The organism is Paenibacillus sp. FSL R7-0345, from assembly GCF_038595055.1.
Taxonomy (GTDB): Bacteria; Bacillota; Bacilli; order Paenibacillales; family Paenibacillaceae; genus Paenibacillus_AQ.
Genome location: NZ_CP152002.1, coordinates 142,501 through 167,886 on the forward strand (window position 1 = coordinate 142,501; position 25,386 = coordinate 167,886).

A 25,386-nucleotide genomic window follows, 5' to 3' on the forward strand; every position below is an offset into this window, starting at 1 on the left:
CGGAGGCGGGTTTGCCGGTCTTCAGGCAGCTATCCAGTTAGGACGCTACTCTGTGCACCGTGTACTGGTCATTGATGCAGGTGCGGGAAGATCAACGCTGTGCCGGAGCTATCATAATATTATTGGCTGGCCGGATGGAGTATCAGGTGAAGAATTGCGCTCCAAAGGCCGGCAGCAGGCTGAGACAGCAGGTGTGGAGTTTATAACCGATAAGATCATTTCAGCGCAAAAGAGTGAGGACCGCTTTTTGTTAACCGGGCAGCAGGGTCAACAGTATGAGGGTACAACTTTACTGCTGGCGACGGGTGTTATGGACCGTTTTCCGGAGTTGCCGGGAATGAAAGCAACGATGGGCCGGACCCTCTACGTATGCCCTGACTGCGACGGATACGAAATAGAGAACCGGCAGACGGTGCTACTGGGCTCCGGTGATGCGGGGGCGAACATGGCCTTTGTTCTGCGTGAGCGTACAGGGGACCTTATTTATATTAATCATGAGCGTGAACCTGTCTCTCTAGAAAATATCGATCGTCTCCTTCGCGAGGGAATCAGATACATTGAAAAGGCTGCTGCCGAAATTGTCCATGAAAATGATGGGTGTATCAGGCATGTTGTTATGGAGGATGGGGAGAATATCCCGGCTGAACGGGGATTTATTGCTTTTGGGAAAAATCCGGTCCATTCAGAGCTGGCTGCCCAGCTGGGAGTGACTCTGCATAAGAATAGGCATGTTGAAGCAAATAAACGGTCCTTAATGACAAACGTCGAGCATCTCTGGGTAGCCGGTGATATTGCTGTTCATGCGGAACAGGCTACAGTTGCTATGGGTGAAGGGGCGATTGCCGGGATCTGGATGAATAAAGTGCTGAAGAAGCTTAATCCCCCTAAACTTCCTGAGTCTCAGCATGCAGTCTGCAGCCCAAAGGCCATTAACTAGGAACGGCGGGATTGAATGTCTGGTATCCTTCAGAAGGGCTTGTCCGCATCGTATTGCAAAATATGATAAAATAGGCGAAAAGAGCAAAAGTGGTGGAGCATGGTGACTATGGATAGTGAGACTTTGCGTCAAAGACTGGAGCAGCTCACGGGAAAAAGAACCGGAATCAAACAGCTCGGGAGGCAGCATTCGGCTTCCCTTTTTGGTGCAGGCACAGAACAGCCGGATCAGCCGGTTACCTATGATGGGCATTTATGGGTTCCTTTATACGAGAATGAAGGCCGGTTCACTGCACTATGGGTTGAGATGGACGGCTTATCCCCGCTGGAGCTGCAATTGGTCAATTTTGCAGCACTTAATTATGCGGTTGCCCTTAAAGCTACCGGTTTGAAGGAAGAGGGCGAGGTAGAAGCACGCCAGCTCAGTGTCTGGCTTAACTCGCAGCTGGAGCAGGAAAAGATTGATGCGGAAATACCGGATGAGATGACGCTCAAGGGACGTTTATTCGGAGATATGATTCCTTTTCTGCTGGTAAGTGAAAATATGCATAATCCGCAGATGACTTACCGTTCGTTAATGAAGCTGCTGCGTAACTATTTTGAAAATGATGTACTGCTTATTCCCCTCCAGGAGAAGGAATGGCTAATTTTGGCCCGTAAGGAACTCCTCACTGGCGGAGATGATAAGGAAGATGAGGAAGAAAGTGAAGATGAGCTGCTGGCCCAGACCAGCATGGGACTGCATGAGCTGATTGCAAGCGAGTGGGTCGGTGTATTCCATCTGGCTGTAGCACCGGCTATTATTCCTGTGAAAGGCCTGACAGGCTCTGTTGCCCTTCTTCGGGAGACGATAGTGCTTGGCCGGATTTTTCAGGTCGGTGATTATATCCATCTTCCATGGGAGCTGCATATGGAACGTTTGGTTAACAGTATTCCAGACAGCCGGCGGCGACAGCTGCTGGGACAGATCGGCGACTACTCCTCTGTGCTGGCTGACAAAGAGATGCTCCTTACCCTGGAGACATTCTTTGAAATGGACTGCAATGTAAGTGAGACAGCAAAAAAGCTGTACATTCACCGCAATACATTGCTGTATCGGCTGGATAAGATCAAGCAGGAAACAGGAGCTGATGTCCGGAGCTTCGGCGATGCGGCGATTGTGAAGTTAGCCATGTTATTGTATAAAGTGACGAAAAGAAAATAGGTTTTTTGTGAACGTTACAAATAGCCAGTTCTGCACGTCTGGGGTAAGATAAATGTACAAGAAAGCGATTTATTTTTATCCTAATTAATAAACTCGAGGGGGAAATACAATGGCAGGCGTACGTTTAGAGCATATTTTCAAAAAATACCCGGGTTCTGATAAAGCAACAGTAATGGATATCAATCTTGATATTAAAGATAAGGAATTTCTCGTATTGGTTGGACCTTCCGGTTGCGGTAAATCCACAACCCTGCGTATGATCGCTGGTCTGGAAGAAATCTCTGAAGGAAAAATGTACATTGGCGACCGTGTAGTCAATGACGTTGCTCCTAAGGACCGCGATATCGCGATGGTATTCCAATCCTACGCGTTGTACCCGCACATGAGCGTATATCAGAACATGGCATTCGGTCTGAAACTGCGCAAAGTGAAGAAAGAAGAAATCGACAAGAAAGTACGCGAAGCTGCGAAAATCCTCGATATCGAGCACTTGCTGGAACGTAAACCTAAGGCTCTGTCCGGTGGTCAACGTCAACGTGTCGCTCTGGGCCGTGCGATCGTCCGCGATCCGCAAGTCTTCCTGATGGATGAGCCGCTTTCCAACTTGGATGCTAAACTTCGTGGTCAGATGCGCGCCGAAATCACTAAGCTGGTTAAACGCCTTGAAACCACTTGTATCTACGTAACGCATGACCAGACAGAAGCTATGACAATGGGTGACCGTATCGTAGTTATGTACGACGGTATCATTCAACAGGCTGCTTCCCCTGAAGAGCTGTACAATGAGCCTACTAACCTGTTCGTAGCCGGATTCATCGGATCCCCTACAATGAACTTTATCAATGGTACCCTGAGCGATGTTAACGGTGCAGTTCGCTTCCGCGCTGAAAACCTGGATGTTGAAGTTCCAGGCGGCAAAGCAACAATCCTGCGCAGCAAAGGCTACATCGGTAAAGAAGTAATTCTTGGTCTTCGTCCGGAAGATATCCATGAAGAGCCAGTATTCCTGGAAGCTTCCCCTAACACAATCTTCTCTTCCCTGGTAGACGTTACAGAAAACCTCGGTCACGAAATGCTCCTCTACTTGAGCGGCGTGGGCACAGGAACTGTAATCGCCCGTGTAGACGGACGTTCTACTACCCGTGAAGGCAGCAAGCCAAAATTGGCAATCGATATGAACAAAGTTCATATCTTCGATAAAGAATCCGAACTGAACGTATTGCTGGGCTAAGATAGCAGTATCTTCCCTGCTTGAGAGAGGCCGCCTGAAAGGGCGGCCTTTTTCATATGTTGGCCCCGGCGGGATTAAGCAGAGAGACAGGCATTAAGATTGCATTCATAGACGTTATCCATTAAGATAGCAGGAGAATTATCTACGGATGGGTGAATAAGAAATTGATATCCAGACGCGGAACAGCGGCGGACTGACCGCAGGCGACGAAAGGAAGAACATACATGGCTAAGAAAGTAAAAGTATCTGAATTGGTACAGCATTTTCAATTAGAAGTGGTTTCCGGGCATGAAGGTCTTAAAAGACCGATTACAGTAGATGATCTCAACCGTCCCGGGCTGGAAATGGCCGGTTATTTCGAATATTATCCTGAAGAACGTGTGCAGTTGCTCGGTAAGACGGAGCTGGCGTTCTTTTCGATGCTTCCCGAGGAAGAGCGTATTAAAAGAATCCAAGGTATTTGTACAGATAATACTCCATGTATTGTAATTACACGAGGACTGGAGGTGCCGCAGGAGCTGATTGATACCAGTAATGAAAAAGGGCTTCCGGTACTGCGCAGCTCGATGGCAACCACGATTTTTTCCAGTAGACTGACCAGCTTCCTGGAAGGCAGACTGGCACCTACCGCAACCATTCATGGCGTTCTGGTCGATGTTAACGGCGTGGGCATGCTGATTACCGGCAGCAGCGGTATTGGTAAAAGTGAAACGGCACTTGAACTGGTTAAACGCGGACACCGCCTGATTGCCGATGATGCAGTAGAAATCCGCCAGACCTCTGATAACCAGCTCCATGGTACAGCTCCGGAGCTAATCCGTCATCTGCTGGAGATCCGTGGTGTCGGGATTATTAATGTAATGACCCTGTTTGGTGCAGGCGCCATTCGTAATCATAAGCGTATTACACTCGTCGTGCGTCTTGAGGCATGGCAGCAGGACAAACAGTATGACCGTCTTGGCCTGGATGAGGAGACTACACGGATTATTGATACAGATGTAACTCTTGTAACGATTCCGGTCCGTCCCGGACGAAACCTTGCTGTTATTATTGAAGTTGCCGCAATGAATTACCGCCTGAAGCAAATGGGCTTTAACGCCGCTCTTCAGTTTACCAACAAACTTACAGCCACCATCTCTGAAGACATGGATGATCTGGACTAGGAGGAGTGTGAAAACATGTTTTTTTCTTTGGCGATTAATCCCATTGTATTCTCCATTGGGTCGCTGCCGGTACACTGGTATGGGCTGATTCTGGGAACCGGAGCGCTTGTCGGCCTGTTTCTGGCCATCCGTGAGGGCAAGCGGTTTAATATTCCCCAGGAGTTCTTTATGGATCTGCTGCTGCTGGGCGTACCGTCGGCCATTATTGGTGCCCGGATCTACTTCGTTGCTTTCATGTGGGATGATTACAAGGACAACCTGATTGATGTCTTTAAAATCTGGAACGGCGGGATTGCCATATACGGCGCCTTAATCGGGGCTATTATCTGCGGGATTATATACTTCCGCTATAAGGGATATCCGTTCTGGCGTATTGTAGATATCTGTGCACCAAGTCTGCTTGCCGGACAAATGATTGGCCGCTGGGGTAATTTTGTTAACCAGGAGGCCTACGGTGGTCCGATTGAAGAGTCCTTTTTGCGTGACAAGCTGCATCTGCCGGACTTCATTGTTAATCAAATGTACATAGGTGATGCTTTTCACCATCCGACGTTCCTGTATGAATCGCTGTGGAGTCTGCTCGGCATTGCGCTGCTGATGGTCCTGCGCCGCCAGAAATTTGTACGCGCCGGTGAGATCTTCCTGTCCTATTTCATCTGGTATTCTATTGGGCGCTTCTTTATTGAAGCACTGCGTACCGACAGTCTGGGCTTCAACGGAAGCAGCGGTGTAGCTTCACTGGTTGACGGGCTGTGGAGTCCGATGAAGTGGATGGGCTTTGAACAGGGCTATCTTGATCCTGCATACGGTAATATCCGCATCTCCCAGCTGCTGGCCCTGCTGATCATCATCGCGGCGGTTATCATCATTGTCGTGCGCCGGGTGACAGGCCAGGCGAATGCTTATTACTCTGACCCTATTGTCAGCACGAAGCTTGCGGCCGGTGAACCGGTTGTGCCGGAGCATGCCGCGGTTACTCCGCAGAAAGCCTCGCAGGATGCCCAGTCTGAAGCAGATAAAGCGGAGAATGAGCAACGTAAGGAGTAAACCTGAAATGATAGAACATGTGTTATTTGATCTGGATGGAACGATCGTAAATACGAACGAGCTGATTATTAACTCGTTTATGCATGCACTTAAGGAAAATAATCTGCCCCCGCTAAGCCGGGAGCAGATTATTCCTCATATGGGGACAACGCTGCAGCAACAGATAAGCACCTTTTCCGGGCTGGTAGATACAAGCGCACTGGAGCTTTCATACCGTGCGTATAACAACGCGCACCATGATGAGCTGGTGGCTGCTTTTCCGCGTGTAAATGAAACGATGGACGAGCTGCTGCGGCGCGGAATCAAGCTGGGGATTGTTACGACGAAGATCCGGCCGACTACCCTTAGAGCGCTGGAGATGTTCGATCTGCTCAAGTATATGGAGACGATTGTTACCGTAAATGATGTAGAACATGCCAAACCTCATCCGGAGCCGGTGCTGACAGCAGTCCGTAATCTGAATGCTGATCCGCAGCGGACGCTTATGGTTGGGGATAGTGCGGTGGATATTCAGTCGGCCCAGGCAGCCGGTGTGCGTGTAGCGGCGGTTGCCTGGTCACTGAAGGGCGAGGAAACACTGCGTAAATATAATCCCGATTATATTATTCAGGATATGGCTGATCTGTTGACTATTGTAGAGCAAGGGTGAATGAACCGTGCGAAAAGTAACCCGTTATCCGGTTGAGGGACATAACTCATTATGGTACATCTACCGCACAGTCAGCCCGTGGAAGGGCGTGCGCAATTTTATTTTTATCCAGATTGCCCGTTATTGTCCGATCCTGCCGGTCAAAAACTGGATCTACCGTAATATACTTGGCATGAAGGTAGGCAAGCATACGGCATTCGGCCTTATGGCGATGGTCGATGTGTTTTTTCCGGAGAAGATAACGGTTGGTGAAAATTCTATTATTGGCTACAATACAACGATTCTGGCGCATGAATATCTCATCAAGGAATACCGCCTGGGTGAAGTCATAATCGGAGAAAATGTACTGATTGGAGCGAACACGACGATTCTTCCAGGCGTCACGATTGGTGACGGGGCCGTTGTCGCTGCCGGCTCGGTAGTACACAAGGATGTGGCAGCCGGCTCTTTTGTCGGCGGTAATCCGCTCCGGGAGCTGCGTCCGGCTTCTGCAGCAGCAGCTGTACGGGACGAGCAGTAAAGGACAGGACATCAGGAATTACCCTGCAGTTTCAGAATGCGTGTACCGGCGCAGGAGCTGCAGGTTTTTTTTATAAATAAGCATCTATATGTCCTGGGGTCCCTGTAAAGTACCTGAGTCAGCCTCCATGTTAAGGCCTCACTTTGTGGGGTTATTTTATGTTAGCAGGGTGGCAGCGGACCTTTTCTTATCTGTTTTTAAGAAAAATTAAGAAAGGTTTAAGTGCCCTGGCAGCAAAAGAAGCGGTATACTGGTAATAAGATAAGCATGTAGCCGGCACAGAGAAGCTGCAGCACATATCAGAATGAATAATCAGCATAGGACAGGCTTCCTGATAGGTACAGTCATCATGATCCGCTCGCTTTGGCGTCTATATGAACAGCCATTATAAGCAGAGAAGAGGAACCATTATCATGAGTGCAGCCAGACAGGAAAGACTGCCGCAGCTGGATATTTACCGTGCCCTGGCCATCACGGGTGTTCTGCATGTGCATTCTTCATCGTTCGCGGCCGGGGAGCAGGCACTGAATTCCCCCTATTATTATTGGCTTAACTGGATCAATATTTTTTTCAAATTTGGGACCCCGTCGTTCATTTTTCTCAGCAGCTTTGTGCTGTTCTACAATTATTATGGGCGTCCGGTTACGAAAAGCCTGATCGGCAGCTTTTACCGGCGCAGGCTGAAGTACATTTTGCTGCCTTATCTGCTTGCCTCCATCGGATACTATGTGCTGACTCTGTATGTGAACGGGGTGCTGATGCAGCAGCCGGGTGAGAATCTGTCGAGCTTTCTCGGGGCGCTTTTTTCGGGATCAGCTTATGCGCATTTGTATTTCGTCTTCATTAGTATTCAGTTTTATCTGCTGTTTCCTTTATTATTGAAGCTTCTGCAAAGTTCAGGATTCTGGGTGAAATGGGCTTTTCCGCTTGGGCTGATGCTGCAGTGGGGGTTTATTTTCTGGAACAAATATCAGCTTCATATAGTGGAGAAGGGCAGTCTGGCTATCTCTTATCTGGCTTATTATATGCTGGGTGCGTATATTGCAGTTAACTTTGAAAAGGTGAAGCAGTGGCTGGTACAGCCATGGAGCGGACTTACGGCTCTGCATAAAAGGCTGACGGTACTGCTGTTCACCGCCTGGCTGGCGGCAGCTTTTACTCATGTCCAGTTATGGTATGAAGCGCGCCACTTCGGGATTTGGACAGATTCGCTGTGGTACGAGCTGCTGTGGAATGTGCATACGCTGCTGTCGGCGCTGGTATTGCTATACGTGACCTTTTTGCTCTACAGGAGGGCTCCGCGATGGCTGGTTGCTTTTTTGACAAGGCTGGGGGAGCTGTCGTTTGCAATTTATCTGATCCATCCGCTGCTGCTTGCCGTGTACAGACGGTTCCGTTACAGCATTTCACCTGAGTCGTTACTCTATGTAGGGTTTATCTATGGCGGACTTGTGGTTGCACTGGCAGGCAGCTGGATTATTGTGCAGTTTACGTTCCGCAGATTCCCGCTAGGCTGGGTTGTATTCGGAAGTGTGCCACGGTCGCTTGCCCCTCCGGTAAAGGTGAGGCCGGGATATACAGCGGGAAACGATCAGGTACAGGTTGAAATAAACGGGAATCATGGGGCTTGAAGCAGATGGGCTGTCTAATAAACAAATCCGGGATGCGGAGCTTAACAGGAGGAACATAAATGGGACATAAAGAAAGAATTCCGCAGCTGGATATATTTCGGGCAATTGCAATTTTTGCGGTACTGGCGATTCACGCCACTTCACGTACATTATCGGAGACACTGGGCACAGGGATGTTTCATCCGTTTTTGTTCATCAACAAATTCAGCCAATTCGCGGTACCATCGTTTGTATTTCTGAGCGGGTTTGTACTGTTTTACAATTATATCGACCGTCCGCTCAGCGGAAAGACACTGGGTAAGTTTTATAGCCGGCGGCTGATTTACATTATTGTACCTTATTTTGTTTTTTCAGCATTGTATTTCATATTAAAAATGACGGCCGGACATACCTGGACCATGCCGCTGGACGATATGGCAGCCAAGCTGTGGAAGTACCTATGGACGGGGACGGCCTACACCCATTTGTATTACATCATTATTATTATCCAGTTCTACTTGCTGTTCCCGCTGATGCTGTGGTGTCTACAAAAAGCCCGTAAGCTTGCTGCCTGGGCACCGGTCATCGGGCTTGCGCTGCAATGGGGCTTCGTGCTGCTGAACAAATATATGACGAACAACGGCTACTGGCAGCTGTCCAAGGGCAGTCTTTCCATTACCTACTTCTCCTATTTCCTGCTGGGAGCGGCGGTTGCCGTGTACTATAGTTCTCTGAAAAAATGGCTAATTCCTTCGCGTGAAGGCTGGAAATCCGGCAAAGGCGGAGCGTGGATCACTTTATGGCTGTTATGGGCGGCTGCAGGGGTTGTTCATGTAGAGCTGTGGTTCAACAACTACACCAAGAAGACAGTGATTAACAGCCTCTGGTATGAGGGCTTCTCCAATCTTCATGCGCTGCTCTCCTGTCTGGCGCTGCTGCAGCTGTCCTTCCTGCTGTACGGGGCGGGCCGCAGTCTGCTGACAAGAATGCTGATTTCAGTCGGTGCCTGCTCATTCGGTATTTATCTGCTGCATCCGGCAATTCTGTTCTTCTACCGTAAATTGCCGTTTCACGGCGGTTCGCTGGCCTATACGGCAGCTATCGCCGGAGGCTTCCTCGCGGCGCTCCTGCTCTCATGGCTGGTCGTGGCGGTTGCCTTCCGGTATGTAAAACCAGCCTGGGTGCTGTTCGGCTCCGCGCCGCAGAAACCAAAATCCAAAACAGCCGTTTAAGCGAAAAGTAAAGCGCCGGCATAGCCTGTATCATACAGGCCATGCCGGCGCTTGTTTGTTATAAGCAGACATTGACCTTACTGAGGGTCAGACAGCTTACTCTCCGGCCTGTTCACGCTGAAACGCTGCAATGGCCTCATACTGGCTCTCCAGGCTGCGGAAGACAGAGATAAAGATAGGCAGGAGCTGCTTGTAGACCTTGGCATGCGCTTCTACCGGTTCATGCCGGTGAGTGGAGCCGATCATGTCAAATACAATGTCGAAGGATTCAGCCCGCCCTGTGGCATGCAGCCCTAGCACAACTGCTCCGAGACAGGAGCTCTCAATACTCTCCGGTATGATGACCTCCTGATCAAAAATATCGGCCATCATCTGCCGCCAGAGGGAAGAACGGGCAAACCCGCCGGTAGCGAGAATCCGGCTTGGACGGCCAATGCGTTCCTCCATTGCCAGGAGTACGGTGTACATATTAAAGATAACGCCCTCCAGCACCGAGCGGATCATATGCTCCTTGCGGTGGGTCATGCTCAGCCCGAAGAAGGAGCCGCGTGCATCCGGGTTCCACAGCGGAGCGCGTTCACCAGTCAGATAAGGATGGAACAGAAGCCCGTTACTGCCGGGAGGCACCTGCTCGGCTATACGCGTGAGGACCTCGTACGGGTCAATGCCGAGGCGCTTCGCGGTTTCCACTTCCGAAGCGGCAAACTCATCACGTACCCAGCGGAACAGCATGCCGCCATTGTTGACCGGCCCGCCGATGACCCAGTGATTCTCGGTCAGGGCATAGCAGAAGATCCGGCCCTTCGGGTCTGTCAGCGGGCGGTCGACTACGGTGCGGATAGCGCCGCTCGTACCGATGGTAGCAGCTACTACGCCGGGCTTGATTGCACCTACACCAAGATTGGACAATACCCCGTCACTGGCGCCAATGACGAACGGCGTTGAAGCAAGCAGTCCAAGCTGTTCGGCAAAGCCGGGAAGCAGCCCCTGGATTACCCGGGTAGTGGGGACAGGCTCCGACAGCCGGTCGGCTGTTATTCCGGCAATACGCAAGGCTTCCGGGTCCCAGTCCAGATGCTCCAGATTGAACATACCAGTGCAGGAGGCAATCGAATAATCTACAACATATTTGCCGAACAGTTTAGCGAAAATATATTCCTTAATAGAAATGAATTTATAGGTCTGACGGAACAGCTCCGGCTGCTCCTCACCCAGCCACATCAGCTTAGTAATGGGAGACATGGGGTGAACCGGTGTGCCTGTGCGCAGGTACAGCTCATGTCCGTTCAGTTCATTCTTCAGGCGGGCTGCAGCAGCGCTGCTCCGGTTATCAGCCCAGGTAATACAGGCGGTAAGGGGCTTGCCGTCAGAGTCAACTGCGATTACGCTGTGCATAGCGGAGCTGAAGGAGAGAAACAGCAGCTCGTCCGGGCGGATGGCGCTTTGCTGCATCACTGCTGCTACCGTATGGAGGACAGCGTTCAGGATCTGATCCGGGTCTTGCTCGGCAACTGACGGCGAGGGCTGATGCAGCGGATAACCTTCACTCGCCTGGATGACGATGCTTCCGTTCTCCCTGAAGAGAACAGCCTTGGTGCTTGTAGTTCCAATATCAACGCCGATCATATACGATGGATTCAAGTTCACAGTCCTTCTTTCTGCTTGAGAATAGATACTTGGAACGCTGAATGCGGGAAGTGCGGTAGAATTATATTAGTTCATTATAGTATCCGTTCAACATAGTGGCAAAGATATGAATCAATAAGTTGGGTAAGTAACGGAGAGGGGCTGGAAAGGACAGGTGTTATCCGGCAGGAAGGTAAGGTATTATTGACGTATGAAGACAGTCCATGATACGATGTTCCCACCACTTTACTTTACTACCACTTTACCATAGTAAAGCGAATTACATAACTTTTTATGAACTCTGACGAGGTGACTAATGAAGATGTCCAAGCCGAAGGGATTCGAGAAACCGGCAGGTGTACGTGATTATCTGCCGCGAGCAGTCAAGAAGCTGCGCAAGATTGAACATGATGTGCTGCATTGCATGAGCCGCTGGGGATATCAGCAGATGATAACCCCTACACTGGAATATTACGATACGGTTGGTGTGGCCAGCTCCACGTCTGACCAGAAACTTTATAAACTGCTGAATAACCGGGGACAGGCGCTGGTACTGCGTTCAGAAATGACCGCCCCGGTGGCAAGGGTGGTATCCTCGCTGCTCAAGGATGAGCAGCTGCCGCTGCGCTTGTCTTACCACGCCAATGTCTTCCGGGCTATTGAGGAGGAGGCAGGCCGCGAGGCTGAATTCTTCCAGACCGGCGTGGAGCTGGTCGGCGATGACTCCCCCGAGGCGGATGCCGAGGTCGTTGCACTGGCTATTGCCTCATTGCAGGCAGCCGGTGTGAATTCCTTCAAGATTGCTATGGGCCATGTGGGCTTCCTTGACGGCCTGTTCCAGGAAGCGGTGCCCAACCTGCCGGAAGCACAGGAGGAGCTCAAGAGCCATCTGCTTGGCCGTGATTATGTGGCCTTCCGTGATACGTTGCGGCGGCTTGAGCTGCCGGATGCCCAGAAGAACGAGCTGTACGGGCTGCTGCGCCTGCGCGGCGGCAAGGAAATCTGTGGACAGGCACTGGAGCTCAGCAGCCATCCGCTGGCCCGCGCTTCCATCGAGCATCTGTGCAAGGTGTGGGAAGTGCTTGTATCATACGGGGTATCTGAGCATGTCCTGATCGATCTGACCATGATCGGTGATTTCTCCTATTATACTGGCATGACTTTTGAGGGCTATGCCTCTGAGCTTGGATTTCCGGTATGCAGCGGCGGCCGTTATGACAACCTGCTGCAGCAGTTCGGCCGGCCGGTTCCGTCAACAGGGTTTTCGCTGAAGACGAACCGGATTCTGGACGGCGTGACCGGTATGCCAGAGGAAGAGGAGCTGCCGGTTTTAGTCCAGTATGACGCGCAACGGCGGACTGAAGGGCTAACAGAAGCGGCAAGGCTGCGTTCTGAAGGACATATGGTTGTGACCAGACTCGCCGCAGGTCCTGAGGATCTGAAGACTGTAAAGCGGCTTGATTTGGAGCAGGTTGAAGCAAATGGCGAACGGTATGGTGAAATATATACCTTTGTGTCTTTTGTAAGTGAGCATTACTGAGCCGAAGGGGAACGGATGAACCTATAGTATATAGATATTGTTAAAAGGGTTATAAGAAACGGAGGCAAGTGACATGGGGCAGATATTGAAGGTAGCCATGCCGAAAGGCCGGATTTACACTAAAGCGGCAGAGATGTTCCGCCAGGCGGGTCTGCCGATTCCCCCGGACGGGGAGGAGTCGCGCAAGCTGGTCATTTCCTTGCCTGAGGCGGGGATGGAGTTTATTCTGGCCAAGCCGGTTGATGTGCCTACTTATGTGGAGTATGGCGTAGCGGATATCGGAATTGTCGGTAAGGATGTACTGCTCGAAGAGGAGCGCGATGTGTATGAATTGCTCGATCTTGGTATTGCGCGCTGCCGGATGTCAATCATCGGCCTGCCCAACTGGCAGCCGGGAATCCAGCAGCGGGTAGCGACCAAGTATCCGAATGTCGCTTCGCGTTATTTCCGTGAGCAGGGCCAGCAGGTAGAGGTTGTGAAGCTGAACGGCTCCATCGAGCTTGCGCCGCTAATCGGCCTGGCAGACCGGATTGTCGATATGGTCGAGACCGGCCAGACCCTTAAGGATAACGGGCTGGTGGAAATGACGAGTATCTTCGAAATTACGAGCCGGCTGGTAGCCAACCGGGTAAGCTACCGGATGAAAAATGACGAAATACAGCAGCTGTGCGACCGCCTGCAGGCGGTTATCGGAGAGCCGGGCTTGCAGCTGAAGTGATAACGGGAAGTTAAGCAGCCGCCAGTTTCCTAAAGATGAAAGAGCAGGCGAATGATATATAGAAGGCAATGGGATACAGGATTAATGCGTTACATGTGCAGAAGGGGGAAGCGGCGGTGAAGGTTCAATCGAGTAAGGATTTTAAGCTGAAGCGGGAAGTGGAGTACGGAACGCCGGAGCAGAACGAGAGCGTAAAGCAGATCGTGGCTACTATAAAAAAAGAAGGCGATGCCGCGCTGCTCCGTTACACGGAGCAGTTTGACCGCACGGTGCTGAATGCACCGGAGCTGCGGGTGACACCTGAGGAGCTGCAGGCTGCCTACAGCCGGGTGGAGGATTCGTTCGTCACCGCTATCCGCGCTGCTGCCGTTAATATCCGGGCGTTTCATGCCCGCCAGAAACGCAGCTCCTGGATGGATCTGCAGCCGGACGGTACGATCCTCGGGCAGATCATCCGCCCGCTGAAGCGGGTGGGCGTTTATGTTCCGGGAGGCACGGCGGCTTATCCGTCATCCGTGCTGATGAACGTCATTCCGGCACAAATCGCAGGGGTGCCGGAGATCGTGATGGTCACCCCGCCGGCCACGGGCGGCAAGGCGGGGATTGACCCTTACATTCTCGTTGCCGCCGCTGAAGCGGGCGTAAACGAGATCTACCGGGTAGGCGGCGCGCAGGCGATCGCCGCCCTGGCCTTCGGCACGGAGAGCATCGCGCCGGTCGATAAGATCTGCGGGCCGGGCAACATTTACGTTGCCCTGGCCAAACGCGAGGTCTACGGCGTTGTCGATATCGACAGCATCGCCGGACCGAGCGAAATCGTCGTGCTCGCCGACGATACCGCCGAGCCGGCCTACGTCGCGGCCGACCTGCTCTCCCAGGCCGAGCATGACACGATGGCCTCGGCCATTCTGGTGACGCCATCGCGCAGCCTGGCGGACAGTGTTGCTGCCGAGGTGGAGCGGCAGCTGCAGGATCTGCCGCGCGAGGCAGTGGCGCGCGCCTCCGTCGAGAACCACGGCGCGATTATCGTCGTGGACTCGCTGCAGGAAGGCATTGAGGTGGTCAACCGGCTGGCGCCGGAGCACCTGGAGGTTGTAGCAGCGGACCCGATGGGCCTGCTCGGCAGCATTGAGAATGCCGGAGCGATCTTCCTCGGGCCGTACAGCTCGGAGCCGGTCGGCGATTACTTTGCCGGACCGAATCATATTATACCGACCAACGGCACAGCGCGGTTTGCCTCGCCGGTCGATGTGGATGATTTTATTAAGAAATCAAGCCTGATCTACTATAGCAAGGAAGCGCTACTGCGTGACGGGGAGACAATTATGGAGCTAGCCAGACGCGAAGGCCTTGAAGGGCATGCACGGGCGATACAAATCAGACTGGAGAACGAAGCGAAAGGTGGAGCAGAGGATGGAGAATAACAATAACGAACTGGCAGAACGCAAAGCCGGTCTTAGCCGCAAAACAAATGAAACAGATATTACCCTCTCGTTAGGCGTTGATGGCAGCGGGGTTGCTGAACTGGAGACGGATGTCCCTTTCCTGAACCATATGCTGGATTTGTTCGCCAAGCACGGCCAATTTGACCTTTCGGTGCAGGCGCGCGGAGATATTGATATTGATGACCACCACACGGTAGAGGATATCGGGATCTGTCTGGGACAGGCGCTGCGTGAGGCGCTCGGTGACAAAAAAGGCATTAAACGCTACGCGAGTGTGTTCATTCCAATGGACGAAGCGCTGGCACAGGTCGTGATCGACATCAGTAACCGGCCGCATTTCGAGTACCGTGCGGAATATCCGTCACAGCAGGTAGGCAGCTTCTCTACAGAGCTGGTACACGAATTCCTCTGGAAGTTCGCGCTGGAGGCTCGGATTACGCTGCATGTGATTGTGCACTACGGCTCCAATACCCACCACATGATTGAGGCGGTATTCAAGGCGCTCGGACGCGCGCTGGATGAAGCGACACTGATCGATCCCCGTGTAAAGGGTGTACCTTCTACGAAGGGAGTGCTGTAGCATGACCGTTGCAATCGTCGATTACGGCATGGGCAACCTGCACAGCGTCAGCAAAGCAATAGAGCGGCTCGGCTATGAAAGTCTGGTGACGGGCAAGGCTGAGGAGATTTTTGCAGCGGACAGCGTCATCCTGCCGGGAGTCGGTGCCTTCGGCGATGCGATGGAGCAGCTGCGCGCAAGCGGCCTCGACGAAATCGTGAAGCAGGCTGCTGCCGGCGGTCAGCCTGTGCTGGGTATTTGTCTCGGCATGCAGCTGCTGTTCAGCAGCAGCGAGGAGCACGGGGAGAATACCGGACTGAATATGCTGCCGGGTGCCGTCGTGCGTTTTGCCCCGCGTGAAGGCTACAAGGTGCCGCATATGGGCTGGAACAGGCTGATCTTTAAGCAGCAGCAGAGTCCGCTGCTGGATGGCCTGGAAGAAGGGCATGTATACTTTGTTCACTCTTATCATGCACAGGTGGAGCAGGAGAGTGACCTGATCGCCGTCACCGATTACGGGCATCCGGTAACGGCAGTAGTCGGGCGGGATAACGTGTATGGCATGCAGTTTCACCCGGAGAAGAGCGGAGAGCTGGGCATGAAGCTGCTGGGCAATTTTTTGCGGATAAAGAACGGGCAGGAGCGTGCGTAAGCCCGCTATAAATCTATTTTAGGGAAAGCAGGGAGTGCCACATGTCTTCTTTTATCGTGTATCCGGCGATTGATATCCGGGATGGAAAGTGTGTAAGACTGCAGCAGGGCGATTACGCCCAGGAGACCATTTACAACGACAGCCCGGTAGAGGTGGCTAAGTCGTGGGAAGAGCAAGGCGGGAAATTCATTCACCTCGTCGACTTGGACGGTGCCAAGGCGGGCCATCCGGTGAACGATGCCATTATCGGCACTATCGCCAAAAACGCAAACGTTCCTGTACAGGTGGGCGGCGGATTGCGCTCGCTGGCTGATGTGGAGAAGCTGCTGGGCCTTGGCGTGAGCCGGGTGATTATCGGAACGGCGGCCATCAATGACCATGCCTTCACGGAAGCGGTACTGGCCAAATACGGTGATAAAGTGGCGATTGGTATTGATGCGCGGAACGGCTATGTGGCGACACACGGCTGGCTGAACACCTCGGAAGTACGTGCAGAGGATTTGGCAAAAGAGCTTGCAGGCAAGGGAGCCGAAACGTTCATTTACACCGACATCTCGCGCGATGGAATGATGCAGGGTCCGAACATTGAGGGCATCCTTTCCATGGCCTCTGCCAGCGGACGGACAGTTATTGCTTCCGGTGGCGTTACCGTTCTGGATGATCTGCTGCGTCTGAATGTACATAGCGGTAGCGGAATCGGCGGAGCCATCGTCGGCAAGGCGCTGTATACCGGCAATATCAATTTGACCGAAGCGCTTTCGGCGCTTGGGCAGAAATAGAAGCATGTAGAATTTAAAAGGTTTTGCAGCTTTGCACTTTTGCAATTTTCCAGTCTTCGTTTTTGCTGTTTTGCAAATTGGCAGGAGCACATATTGTTCAAGCGGCCCCGCAGGGGCTAGCGCTGCCTGCTCATTGTTGCCGGGTGCGCCTCGGCCTCTCCTAAGACAGCCATCCGGGTGTCCAGAGGGCCGGGGCCCTTGGGGTCCCCCTTGGCTAAGGGGGATTTAGGGGGATCGAAAAAGCTTTTGCATGAAAAGATTGTAATATTTGGAAAGCAGTTGGAGGGGTGCCGCATGTTAGCCAAACGTATCATCCCCTGTCTGGACGTAAAAGACGGGCGGGTAGTCAAAGGTGTGAATTTTGTTAATCTTCGTGATGCCGGGGATCCGGTGGAGCTGGCGGCGACTTATGACCGTGAAGGGGCGGATGAGCTGGTATTTCTGGATATTTCCGCTTCAGTAGAAGGACGGGCCACGATGATAGAGGTCGTCCGGCAGACCGCCGGGGAGATCGCGATTCCTTTTACGGTGGGCGGCGGTATCTCAACCCCGGACGATATGAAGCGGATTCTGCGCGCCGGTGCCGATAAGATCGGTATTAATACAGCTGCAGTCACCAATCCGCAGCTCATTCTGGAAGGCGCACGCCGCTTCGGCTCCCAATGTATTGTAGTGGCAATGGATGCCAAATATAATGAGGCTTGGGGCGAGTGGGAAGTGTACACGCACGGCGGGCGTAAGCCGGCCGGTATCCGGGCGCTGGCCTGGGCCAAAGAAGCCGAAAAGCTGGGTGCCGGTGAAATTCTGCTTACCAGTATGGATGCTGACGGAACCAAGGACGGATTCGATCTGAAGCTGACAGCCGCTGTGAGCAGCCTGGTAGGCATTCCTGTTATCGCCTCGGGCGGCGCCGGAAAGATCAGCGATTTCTACGATGTATTTACCGAAGGTAAAGCTGATGCCGGGCTTGCCGCTACTATTTTTCATTATAAGGAAATTGCAATCCATGATCTGAAGGCAGATTTGAAGTCTAAAGGGGTAGAGATCCGATGAGCCAAGAACAAGAAACGATTATTGAAAATATCCGCTGGAACGAATCCGGACTGCTGCCTGCCGTTGTGCAGGATGCCCGCACGCTGGAGGTGCTGATGTTCGCCTACATGAACCCGGAATCGCTTCGTCTCTCGCTTACGAGCGGACAGACCTGGTTCTGGAGCCGTTCGCGCAGCGAGCTGTGGCACAAGGGCGGAACCTCGGGCAACACCCAGGCCATTAGTTCAATTCACTATGACTGTGACAGTGATACCCTGCTGGTGAAGGTGGTTCCTGAAGGACCTGCCTGCCATACAGGTGAAAATACATGCTTTTACCGTGAAATTCCGCTTACCGGTCCGGCAGCAGAGGTACAGAACACTGAGCAATCCTCCAAGGCTGCTGCAGGTGAAGGGCGTTTTGCCGTACTGGGCGAGCTGGAGCGTGTAATTGCCGAGCGGGAAATGGAGCGTCCGGAGGGTGCTTATACAACCTATCTGTTCGATAAGGGTGTAGACAAGATTCTGAAGAAGGTGGGCGAGGAAGCCTCCGAGACCATAATTGCCGCCAAAAATAAAGATAATGCCGAGCTCCGCCTCGAAGTGAGCGACCTGATCTATCACCTGCTGGTGCTGCTGCAGGAGCGCAAGCTGCCGCTGGATGAGATTCTGGAGGAGCTGAGCGCCCGCCACGAGCGGCCGCGCCGCGACTAGGAGGAGCAGAGGTATGCATATCGACTATCACACCCATCATGAGCGCTGCGGGCACGCGGTAGGGAAGCTGGAGGAGTATGTACAGCGCGGGATTGAGCTGGGCCTGCAGCAGCTGGGCCTGTCCGATCACCTGCCGCTGATTCATGTAGATCCGGACAGCTATTATCCAGAGATGGCCATGCCGCTGGCTGAACTCCCGCGGTATGTCGAGGAATGCCTGGCACTGAAGGAACGCTACCGTGGAGTCATTGATCTGCGGGTGGGGCTGGAGGCGGATTATATTGAAGGCTACGAGGAGCAGATCCGCGAGCTTTTGTCGCCTTATCCATGGGATTATCTGATCGGTTCTGTGCATTTTCTCGGAGAGTGGGATATTACCGATCACCGGCAGACCGGAGGCTGGGAAGGCAAGGATGTAATGGAGGTCTACCGCCGTTATTATGATGCGGTGCGGAAGTCGGCGTTATCGGGATTATATGATATTATAGGACATATGGATGTTATCAAACGGTTCGGTTACGGTCCGCAGACTCCGGAGGAAAAGGCTGAAGCCAGAGAATTGGAGCTTGGCACGCTGAAGGCGATTGCATCAAGCGGTATTGCCATGGAGCTCAATGCTTCCGGCCTCACCAAGCCCTGCGCCGAAATGTTCCCGGCGGAGCATGTACTGCAGGAGGCGTTTAAACTGGGTATTCCGCTGACACTCGGCTCTGATGCCCACGATCCGGCCAAGCTGGGGGACGGGCTAGAGGAGGCACGCAGCCTGCTGTGGCGTACCGGCTTCCGCGAGCTTGCGGTGTTTGAAGGCCGTCGCCGTTCATCGGTTCCGTTTGAGCTTAAACTATGATCCCAGGAGGGTATTATGCAGCATCATCAATTGCGTATTTTTTCCGGTTCGTCTAATCCGAAGCTGGCCGCAGACATTGCGGAGCGTCTTGGTGCACCCCTCAGCCCCATTAAGCTGACCCGTTTCAAGAGCGGTGAGATTTATGTGCATTATGAGGAGAGCATCCGGAACTGTGACGTATTTTTGGTGCAATCCCTCGCTCATCCTATTAACGAGCTGTTTGTAGAGCTGCTTGTGATGATTGATGCGGCCAAACGCGCCTCAGCCAGAACGGTGAATATTATCGTTCCTTACTACGGCTATGCCCGGCAGGAGCGGAAATCGGCTCCCCGCGAGCCGATCTCGGCCAAAATGGTTGCCGATGTGCTGACCACCGCAGGGGCAACCCGGGTCATAACCATTGATCTGCATGCGGCAGCCATTCAGGGCTTCTTCAACATTCCGGTGGATCATCTGACCGCGCTTGATCTGATCAGCGGCTATCTGAAGGTTAAGAATATACCGAACCCTGTTGTCGTCTCTCCGGATGCAGGCCGTGCCTCTATGGCTGAGAAGCTGGCCAGCCGGCTGGATTCGCCGTTTGCGATTATGATCAAGAAGCGCCCGGCGCACAATGAATCAGTCATCACGCATGTCATAGGAGATGTTGAGGGAAGAACGCCGATTATTATCGAGGATCTGATCGATACCGGCACGACAATTGTAAATGTGGTCGAGGGTCTTAAGGAACGCGGAGCCGGTAACAGTATTGTATGTGCTACACACGGCCTGTTCTCCGGTGATGCACTGACACGCATGGATCATGATAATATTGATGAGATCGTGGTCACTGACTCCATTGCGCTGCCTGATGATCATTCTACCCGTTACAAGGTGCTGTCCGTTGCACCGATGCTGGCTGAAGCCACCCGCATTATTATTGAAGGCGGATCTATTGATAAATTGTTCAGGGACGCGGGAATCTAATTCCCGCGTTTTTTGTTCAAAGCAGCTACATCTTTTTTCCTGAGGTGCCACCATCCCTTAGCTTGAGAATCCCCCTCTGACATGTGTTATACTGTGTGAAGCAGCGTTTATCCAGAGATGGAAACGATAGAATGCTTTAAGATAGGAGCCAGGAGTGTCTATATGACGCTGTACTCCTATTTTTGCTTGAGGAAAAGGAAGCTTACAAAGGGAGGTGCCTTGCTTCCATGATTGAGAGAACTTCAGATGAGGCGGAATTAAGCAATGTCATTCCGGTAAATCTGGATGCCAATTTTTTCTTTGAAAGAGCCGTTCGGTCGATGGACCGCTTTCAATACGATAAGGCATTAAAGAATTTTCGCAAAGCTGTTGAATACGAGCCGGAGAATCCGGTAAATCATTGTAACATGGCGGGTATATTATCTGAGATGGGTAATTATAAAGCATCCAATGATATTCTGGCCCATGTACTGGAGAAGATTGATCCGGCGATGACGGAGTGCCACTTCTATATGGCTAATAATTACGCCAATATGGAGAGCTTCGAGGAAGCTGAGCGCTCCCTGATGACCTATTTGGAGCAGGATGCCGAAGGGGAGTATCTGGCTGAGTCGGAGGAACTGATGGAATTGCTGCAGTATGAGCTGGACCGTCCGGCTCCGCTGATGCGGATCCGGAGCCGGGAAGGGGTAGTGGAGCATGACCGTGCCCGGAGCCTGCTGGAGGAAGGCAAGTTTCCGCAGGCAGTGGATTTGCTGGAGGAGATCATTAAGGTAACCCCTGATTTTCTGGCAGCCCACAATAATTTGGCGCTGGCCTACTTTTATATGGGCCGGTTTGCCAAGGCTAAGGAATGCCTGGGTGAGGTACTGCAGCAGGACCCGGGTAATCTGCATGCCCTTTGCAATATGGCGATCTTCCTGCAGTATGCCGGAGACCGCGGCCAGCTGGATACGCTGCTTGAGAGACTGGAAGCCACAGTTCCGTTCCACAAGGAGCATGTGTTCAAAATGGCGACCACTATGGGTATCGTGGGCCGGCATAAAACAGCATACAGCCACTTCCGCCGCCTGCTGAAGGATGAGGAGGTTGGGGCAGACGCAAGCCTGTACCATTATTGCGCTGCTGCGGCTAGCAACAGCGGGCTCTACAATGAGGCGCTGCGCTGCTGGCGGCAGGCTGCCAAGCTTGACCCGGCTTCGCCGGTAGCTGCCTTCTTCCTGGCTCAGCTGCAGCAGGCGCTGGCCGAGGACCGGACGATGTCACCGGTCAGCTACAACTATCAGCTGCCTTTTCAGGAGCAGCTGAAGCAGTGGAAGAACAATGCCAGCAGCTTCACGGCAGAAGTCCGGAATAATCCGCTGCTGCGTGCCTCGTTCTTCTGGGCGCTGCGTTACGGCGATTCCGGTACCCGGATGCAGGTTACTGAAGCGCTCCGCTGGATCGAGGATGAAGAGATGTCCGGGATGCTGGGCGAGCTGCTGCAGCAGGAGCCGCTGCAGGAGGAGAAGCTGCAGGAAGCGGCGCTCATCAGCCTGCAGCGGCTGATCGGCAGCAGCCTGAAGGAGAACCCGGGTTCTGCCGAAGAGCAGGAGATGGCACAGGGGGAGCTGCCGTCTTCCACCGAGAAGATTTAAGAAATGGCAAGGTAATATAAGCAAGCAGGAATAAATGATGCGCGATTCTGCATCCTTATATTGTTTACCGGAAACGCACAAGGCTTCCCAGAAGTCTCACCGCTGTTTCTTCTTATAAATCTTTACCTACTCGTAAGGAGGCCATAGTGATGTACAAAACGATTGTAATCGGAACAGGCCCGGCAGGACTGACTGCTGCTATTTATTTGGCTCGCGCCAATCTTAGCCCGCTCGTAATTGAAGGCTTGCAGCCGGGCGGACAACTGACAACGACGACAGAAGTGGAGAACTTTCCAGGCTTTCCTGAAGGTATTCTCGGACCTGACCTGATGGAGAACATGCGCAAGCAGGCTGAACGCTTCGGTGCACAATTCAAGAACGGCTGGGTGGAATCCGTTGATTTCTCCCAGCGTCCTTTTAAAGTAAAAGTGGATGGGCTGGGTACACTGGAAGCGGAAACGGTTATTATCTCAACCGGTGCTTCAGCCAGATATCTGGGGATCCCGGGCGAGCAGGAGAATGTTGGACGCGGGGTCAGCACCTGTGCCACCTGTGACGGATTCTTTTTCCGCGGCAAAAAGATTATCGTCGTCGGCGGCGGCGATTCAGCGATGGAGGAAGCCAGCTTCCTGACCCGCTTTGCTTCCAGCGTAACGCTGGTTCACCGCCGTGAGGAACTGCGTGCCTCCAAGATCATGCAGGACCGGGCGCGTGATAACAGCAAGGTGACCTGGGCGCTGAACCGTACCCCGCTGGCAGTGGCAGTCGAGGGTATGGGAGTCAAAGGATTAACAGTGCGCAACAATGAGACAGGCCTGGAAGAGCTGATTGAAGCAGACGGCGTATTTGTGGCCATCGGCCACACGCCGAATACAGGCTTCCTGGGCGGCCAGATTACAACGGATGCCAATGGATACATCGTGGTGAATCCGGGCACGACAGAAACGAACATTCCGGGCGTATTCGCCTGCGGCGATGTTCAGGATACCCGTTACCGGCAGGCGATTTCTGCAGCGGGAACCGGATGTATGGCTGCGATGGATGCCGAGAAGTACCTGGAAGGCACTATGGTGCATGACTGGAGCGAAAGTCTGGATAAGTAACATAGGGTGTACCGCGAGTGTAATAAATGAGATCAAGCCGGTAATTCTGCTGCTGCGGAACTGCCGGCTTTTTTTCAATTAGCTACGGATAATTAATTCGGACTGCAGTCCCGCGCGGCAAAGCGCAGAAGGCAGTCTTTTTTTATTTTAAAAATAAAGTACATACCCGCCGCAACTTAGTGATTGGAATCACAATATGCGTTAATGGCCTATGCTAAGCTAATGTTGAGAAGAGTTCTCAATAAGTAGGCTAAAGGAATGGTGATCATGAACAGAGTGCTGAGGATGGATGAGTCCATATTCGAGCTGGTGAGCCGGCATCCCGAGGTAACCGGTATTATGGTAGAGCTGGGTTTTCAGGATATTGCCAAACCGGGGATGCTGCAGACCGCAGGCCGGTTCATGACCCTGTCGAAGGGAATCAAACTTAAGAAAATGGATCCGGAAACCGTCAGACAGATCTTTGTCCGTCATGGTTTCGAGATTGTTGAATAGAAGCATCCCGATTATAAAGGAGAGAGTACAATGAGTGAATTAATCAACAACCGTGAAGTGGACGTACCTGAGCAGACGCGCCGCCAGGCAATGCTTAAGGAGATTATCAAAGAGCTGCATGCCGGCAAGAGTGTGGATGAGGTCAAAGCGCGTTTTGCTGAGGCTGTTGGCGATGTAACGGTGGCAGAAATTTCGGCAATGGAGCACTCGCTGATGACGGAGGAGGGCATTCCTGTAGCAGAGGTGCAGCGGCTGTGCTCGGTGCATACCGCGATTTTCAAAGGCTCGATCGAACAGATTCACCGTTCCTCGAAGCCGGAGGAGCAGCCGGGTCATCCGGTGCATACCTTCAAGCTGGAGAACCGTGAAATTGAACGGCTGGTTAACTTCCATCTGGAGCTGCATGCCGGCAAGTTCCTGAAGAATGACAGCGAGGAGATCATCTTCAAGCTGCTGGAGGATCTGAGCCTGCTGCTCGATCTCGATAAGCACTATAGCCGTAAGGAGAATCTGCTGTTCCCTTATCTGGAGAAGTACGGCATCTACGGACCGACCAAAGTAATGTGGGGTGTGGATGACGGCATCCGGGCGATGATCAAGGGAGCCAAGGCAGCGCTTAGCTCGTACAGCGGCAATAAGGATGAAATCGGTGAACAGCTGGCCCATATTATACAGGAAGTCAACGAAATGATCTTTAAGGAAGAAAATATTCTGCTGCCGATGGCGCTCGACAAGCTGACTGAGGATGAATGGGTCAAAATCGCCCGCGAAAGCGACGAGATCGGCTTCTGCCTGACGGCGCCGGAGGAGGAGTGGGTTCCGGAACGTGCAGCTGAACCGGAAGGAGCCACTATCTCTGCGGAGGAGCAGCAGGCCGGCGAGAGCCCCCAGGGCTTTATCCGTTTTGAGACAGGTCTGCTGTCGCTGCATCAGCTGGAGACCTTGATGAACCATCTGCCGGTTGATCTGACCTTTATCGACGAGAATGACGTTGTCCGTTATTTCTCCCATGGCAAGGAACGGATTTTTGCACGGACCAAAGCCGTCATCGGCCGTACCGTTCAGAACTGCCACCCGCCGCAAAGCGTACATGTAGTAGAGAAGCTGCTGGAGGACTTTAAGGCAGGACGCAAGGATGCTGAGGATTTCTGGATTAATATTAAAGACAAGTTTATTTATATCCGTTACTTCGCAGTCCGTGATGAAGCCGGCCGTTACATGGGTACGCTGGAATTCACCCAGAATATCGCCCCGATCCGCGCGCTGGAAGGCCAGAAACGGATTTTGTCGGAATAGAGTTGGTTTTTGGATAAGGTGCAGGCCTCGGGGCCTGCGCCTTTTTCTGCTGGTTGGGAGAGTGTAGTCTGCGTAAAGTCAAGCCGCTTTAGGTGCGGGTCCGTTGATTTATAGGAAATGCTACCAAAATGGGGCAGCGGGGCGGAATGGCCGAAATGAAAGGCAAAAATGCCCTTGATTCGCGTCAGCGGGGCGGAATGGCCGAAATGAGAGGCAAAAATGCCCTTGATTCGCGTTAGCGGGGCAGAATGGCCGAAATGAAAGGCAAAAATGCGTCTGATTCTATTTTCCGCTTGCAGCCAGCTACGAGGATACCTGTAATAGTATACAAGTCATAGATTATAGTGATAACGCATACAACATTAATATGCCCGAAAAAGGAATCC

At 52.5% G+C, this 25,386-nt stretch carries 24 protein-coding genes (1 of these 24 only partly in view); 23 read left to right on the forward strand and 1 reads right to left on the reverse strand.

The features are described 5' to 3' along the window. The 9 genes from NST84_RS00720 to NST84_RS00760 all read left to right on the forward strand — a co-directional run. Positions 1–937, forward strand: partial view of an NAD(P)/FAD-dependent oxidoreductase gene (locus tag NST84_RS00720; RefSeq protein ID WP_342563776.1) — the 3' portion only. Its footprint begins 23 nt before the window's first position; only the last 937 of its 960 coding nucleotides appear in the window; its start codon lies beyond the left edge, outside the window; it ends in the stop codon at positions 935–937. Positions 938–1,045: 108 nt separating this feature from the next. After that, the gene (locus tag NST84_RS00725; RefSeq protein WP_342566310.1) at positions 1,046–2,140 is read left to right on the forward strand and encodes a helix-turn-helix domain-containing protein; all 1,095 of its coding nucleotides are present in this window, start codon (positions 1,046–1,048) and stop codon (positions 2,138–2,140) included. A gap of 109 nt (positions 2,141–2,249) precedes the next feature. Then, the gene (gene ugpC / locus NST84_RS00730) at positions 2,250–3,371 is read left to right on the forward strand and encodes a sn-glycerol-3-phosphate ABC transporter ATP-binding protein UgpC (protein ID WP_068721650.1); all 1,122 of its coding nucleotides are present in this window, start codon (positions 2,250–2,252) and stop codon (positions 3,369–3,371) included. 224 nt (positions 3,372–3,595) lie between these two features. After that, the gene (gene hprK / locus NST84_RS00735) at positions 3,596–4,534 is read left to right on the forward strand and encodes an HPr(Ser) kinase/phosphatase (protein ID WP_342563777.1); all 939 of its coding nucleotides are present in this window, start codon (positions 3,596–3,598) and stop codon (positions 4,532–4,534) included. Positions 4,535–4,549: 15 nt separating this feature from the next. After that, positions 4,550–5,581 (forward strand): prolipoprotein diacylglyceryl transferase, encoded by a 1,032-nt coding sequence (gene lgt / locus NST84_RS00740; RefSeq protein WP_342563778.1) that lies wholly within the window; start codon positions 4,550–4,552, stop codon positions 5,579–5,581. A gap of 7 nt (positions 5,582–5,588) precedes the next feature. After that, the gene (gene ppaX / locus NST84_RS00745; RefSeq protein WP_342563779.1) at positions 5,589–6,230 is read left to right on the forward strand and encodes a pyrophosphatase PpaX; all 642 of its coding nucleotides are present in this window, start codon (positions 5,589–5,591) and stop codon (positions 6,228–6,230) included. 7 nt (positions 6,231–6,237) lie between these two features. Then, positions 6,238–6,750: an acyltransferase gene (locus NST84_RS00750; RefSeq protein ID WP_342563780.1), complete on the forward strand. Its 513-nt coding sequence runs from the start codon at positions 6,238–6,240 to the stop codon at positions 6,748–6,750. A 413-nt stretch (positions 6,751–7,163) separates the two neighbouring features. Beyond that, complete coding sequence (locus NST84_RS00755) at positions 7,164–8,381, forward strand: acyltransferase (protein ID WP_342563781.1); 1,218 nt, start codon at positions 7,164–7,166, stop codon at positions 8,379–8,381. A gap of 59 nt (positions 8,382–8,440) precedes the next feature. Then, on the forward strand, positions 8,441–9,592 hold the full coding sequence (locus tag NST84_RS00760) for an acyltransferase (protein WP_342563782.1): 1,152 nt from the start codon (positions 8,441–8,443) through the stop codon (positions 9,590–9,592). 96 nt (positions 9,593–9,688) lie between these two features. On the opposite strand, the gene gntK is transcribed toward NST84_RS00760, so the two are convergent. Further along, a complete protein-coding gene (gene gntK / locus NST84_RS00765; protein WP_342566311.1) occupies positions 9,689–11,218 on the reverse strand; it encodes a gluconokinase in 1,530 nt (509 codons plus the stop codon). A gap of 322 nt (positions 11,219–11,540) precedes the next feature. On the opposite strand from gntK, the gene NST84_RS00770 reads away from it, so the two are divergent. The 14 genes from NST84_RS00770 to NST84_RS00835 all read left to right on the forward strand — a co-directional run bounded on the left by NST84_RS00770 (position 11,541) and on the right by NST84_RS00835 (position 25,000). Continuing rightward, complete coding sequence (locus NST84_RS00770) at positions 11,541–12,758, forward strand: ATP phosphoribosyltransferase regulatory subunit (RefSeq protein WP_342563783.1); 1,218 nt, start codon at positions 11,541–11,543, stop codon at positions 12,756–12,758. A 73-nt stretch (positions 12,759–12,831) separates the two neighbouring features. Next, positions 12,832–13,476 carry an ATP phosphoribosyltransferase gene (hisG, locus tag NST84_RS00775; RefSeq protein WP_342563784.1) on the forward strand — a complete coding sequence of 215 codons (645 nt, stop codon included), beginning with the start codon at positions 12,832–12,834 and terminating at the stop codon, positions 13,474–13,476. A gap of 116 nt (positions 13,477–13,592) precedes the next feature. Beyond that, on the forward strand, positions 13,593–14,900 hold the full coding sequence (gene hisD, locus NST84_RS00780) for a histidinol dehydrogenase (protein WP_342566312.1): 1,308 nt from the start codon (positions 13,593–13,595) through the stop codon (positions 14,898–14,900). Continuing rightward, positions 14,890–15,501 (forward strand): imidazoleglycerol-phosphate dehydratase HisB, encoded by a 612-nt coding sequence (gene hisB, locus NST84_RS00785; protein WP_342563785.1) that lies wholly within the window; start codon positions 14,890–14,892, stop codon positions 15,499–15,501. The genes hisD and hisB overlap by 11 nt, the downstream gene beginning before the upstream one ends. Before the next feature lies 1 nt (position 15,502). After that, positions 15,503–16,132 carry an imidazole glycerol phosphate synthase subunit HisH gene (hisH, locus tag NST84_RS00790; protein ID WP_342563786.1) on the forward strand — a complete coding sequence of 210 codons (630 nt, stop codon included), beginning with the start codon at positions 15,503–15,505 and terminating at the stop codon, positions 16,130–16,132. A 41-nt stretch (positions 16,133–16,173) separates the two neighbouring features. Further along, positions 16,174–16,911, forward strand: a complete 738-nt coding sequence (hisA, locus tag NST84_RS00795) for a 1-(5-phosphoribosyl)-5-[(5-phosphoribosylamino)methylideneamino]imidazole-4-carboxamide isomerase (protein WP_342563787.1) — start codon at positions 16,174–16,176, stop codon at positions 16,909–16,911. Between the two features lie 294 nt (positions 16,912–17,205). Further along, entirely contained in the window at positions 17,206–17,964 is a 759-nt protein-coding gene (gene hisF / locus NST84_RS00800; RefSeq protein WP_342563788.1) for an imidazole glycerol phosphate synthase subunit HisF, read from the forward strand. Continuing rightward, entirely contained in the window at positions 17,961–18,656 is a 696-nt protein-coding gene (gene hisIE / locus NST84_RS00805) for a bifunctional phosphoribosyl-AMP cyclohydrolase/phosphoribosyl-ATP diphosphatase HisIE (protein WP_342563789.1), read from the forward strand. Before hisF ends, hisIE begins: the two co-directional genes overlap by 4 nt. Before the next feature lie 13 nt (positions 18,657–18,669). Further along, positions 18,670–19,503 carry a histidinol-phosphatase HisJ gene (gene hisJ / locus NST84_RS00810; protein ID WP_342563790.1) on the forward strand — a complete coding sequence of 278 codons (834 nt, stop codon included), beginning with the start codon at positions 18,670–18,672 and terminating at the stop codon, positions 19,501–19,503. Positions 19,504–19,518: 15 nt separating this feature from the next. Then, positions 19,519–20,469 carry a ribose-phosphate pyrophosphokinase gene (locus tag NST84_RS00815; protein WP_342563791.1) on the forward strand — a complete coding sequence of 317 codons (951 nt, stop codon included), beginning with the start codon at positions 19,519–19,521 and terminating at the stop codon, positions 20,467–20,469. 227 nt (positions 20,470–20,696) lie between these two features. Beyond that, positions 20,697–22,106 (forward strand): tetratricopeptide repeat protein, encoded by a 1,410-nt coding sequence (locus NST84_RS00820; protein ID WP_342563792.1) that lies wholly within the window; start codon positions 20,697–20,699, stop codon positions 22,104–22,106. Between the two features lie 149 nt (positions 22,107–22,255). Further along, a complete protein-coding gene (gene trxB / locus NST84_RS00825; RefSeq protein ID WP_342563793.1) occupies positions 22,256–23,209 on the forward strand; it encodes a thioredoxin-disulfide reductase in 954 nt (317 codons plus the stop codon). Positions 23,210–23,476: 267 nt separating this feature from the next. Next, positions 23,477–23,704: a DUF1858 domain-containing protein gene (locus tag NST84_RS00830; protein ID WP_342563794.1), complete on the forward strand. Its 228-nt coding sequence runs from the start codon at positions 23,477–23,479 to the stop codon at positions 23,702–23,704. A gap of 30 nt (positions 23,705–23,734) precedes the next feature. After that, positions 23,735–25,000: a DUF438 domain-containing protein gene (locus tag NST84_RS00835; protein WP_342563795.1), complete on the forward strand. Its 1,266-nt coding sequence runs from the start codon at positions 23,735–23,737 to the stop codon at positions 24,998–25,000. The last annotated feature ends 386 nt before the right edge of the window (positions 25,001–25,386 follow it).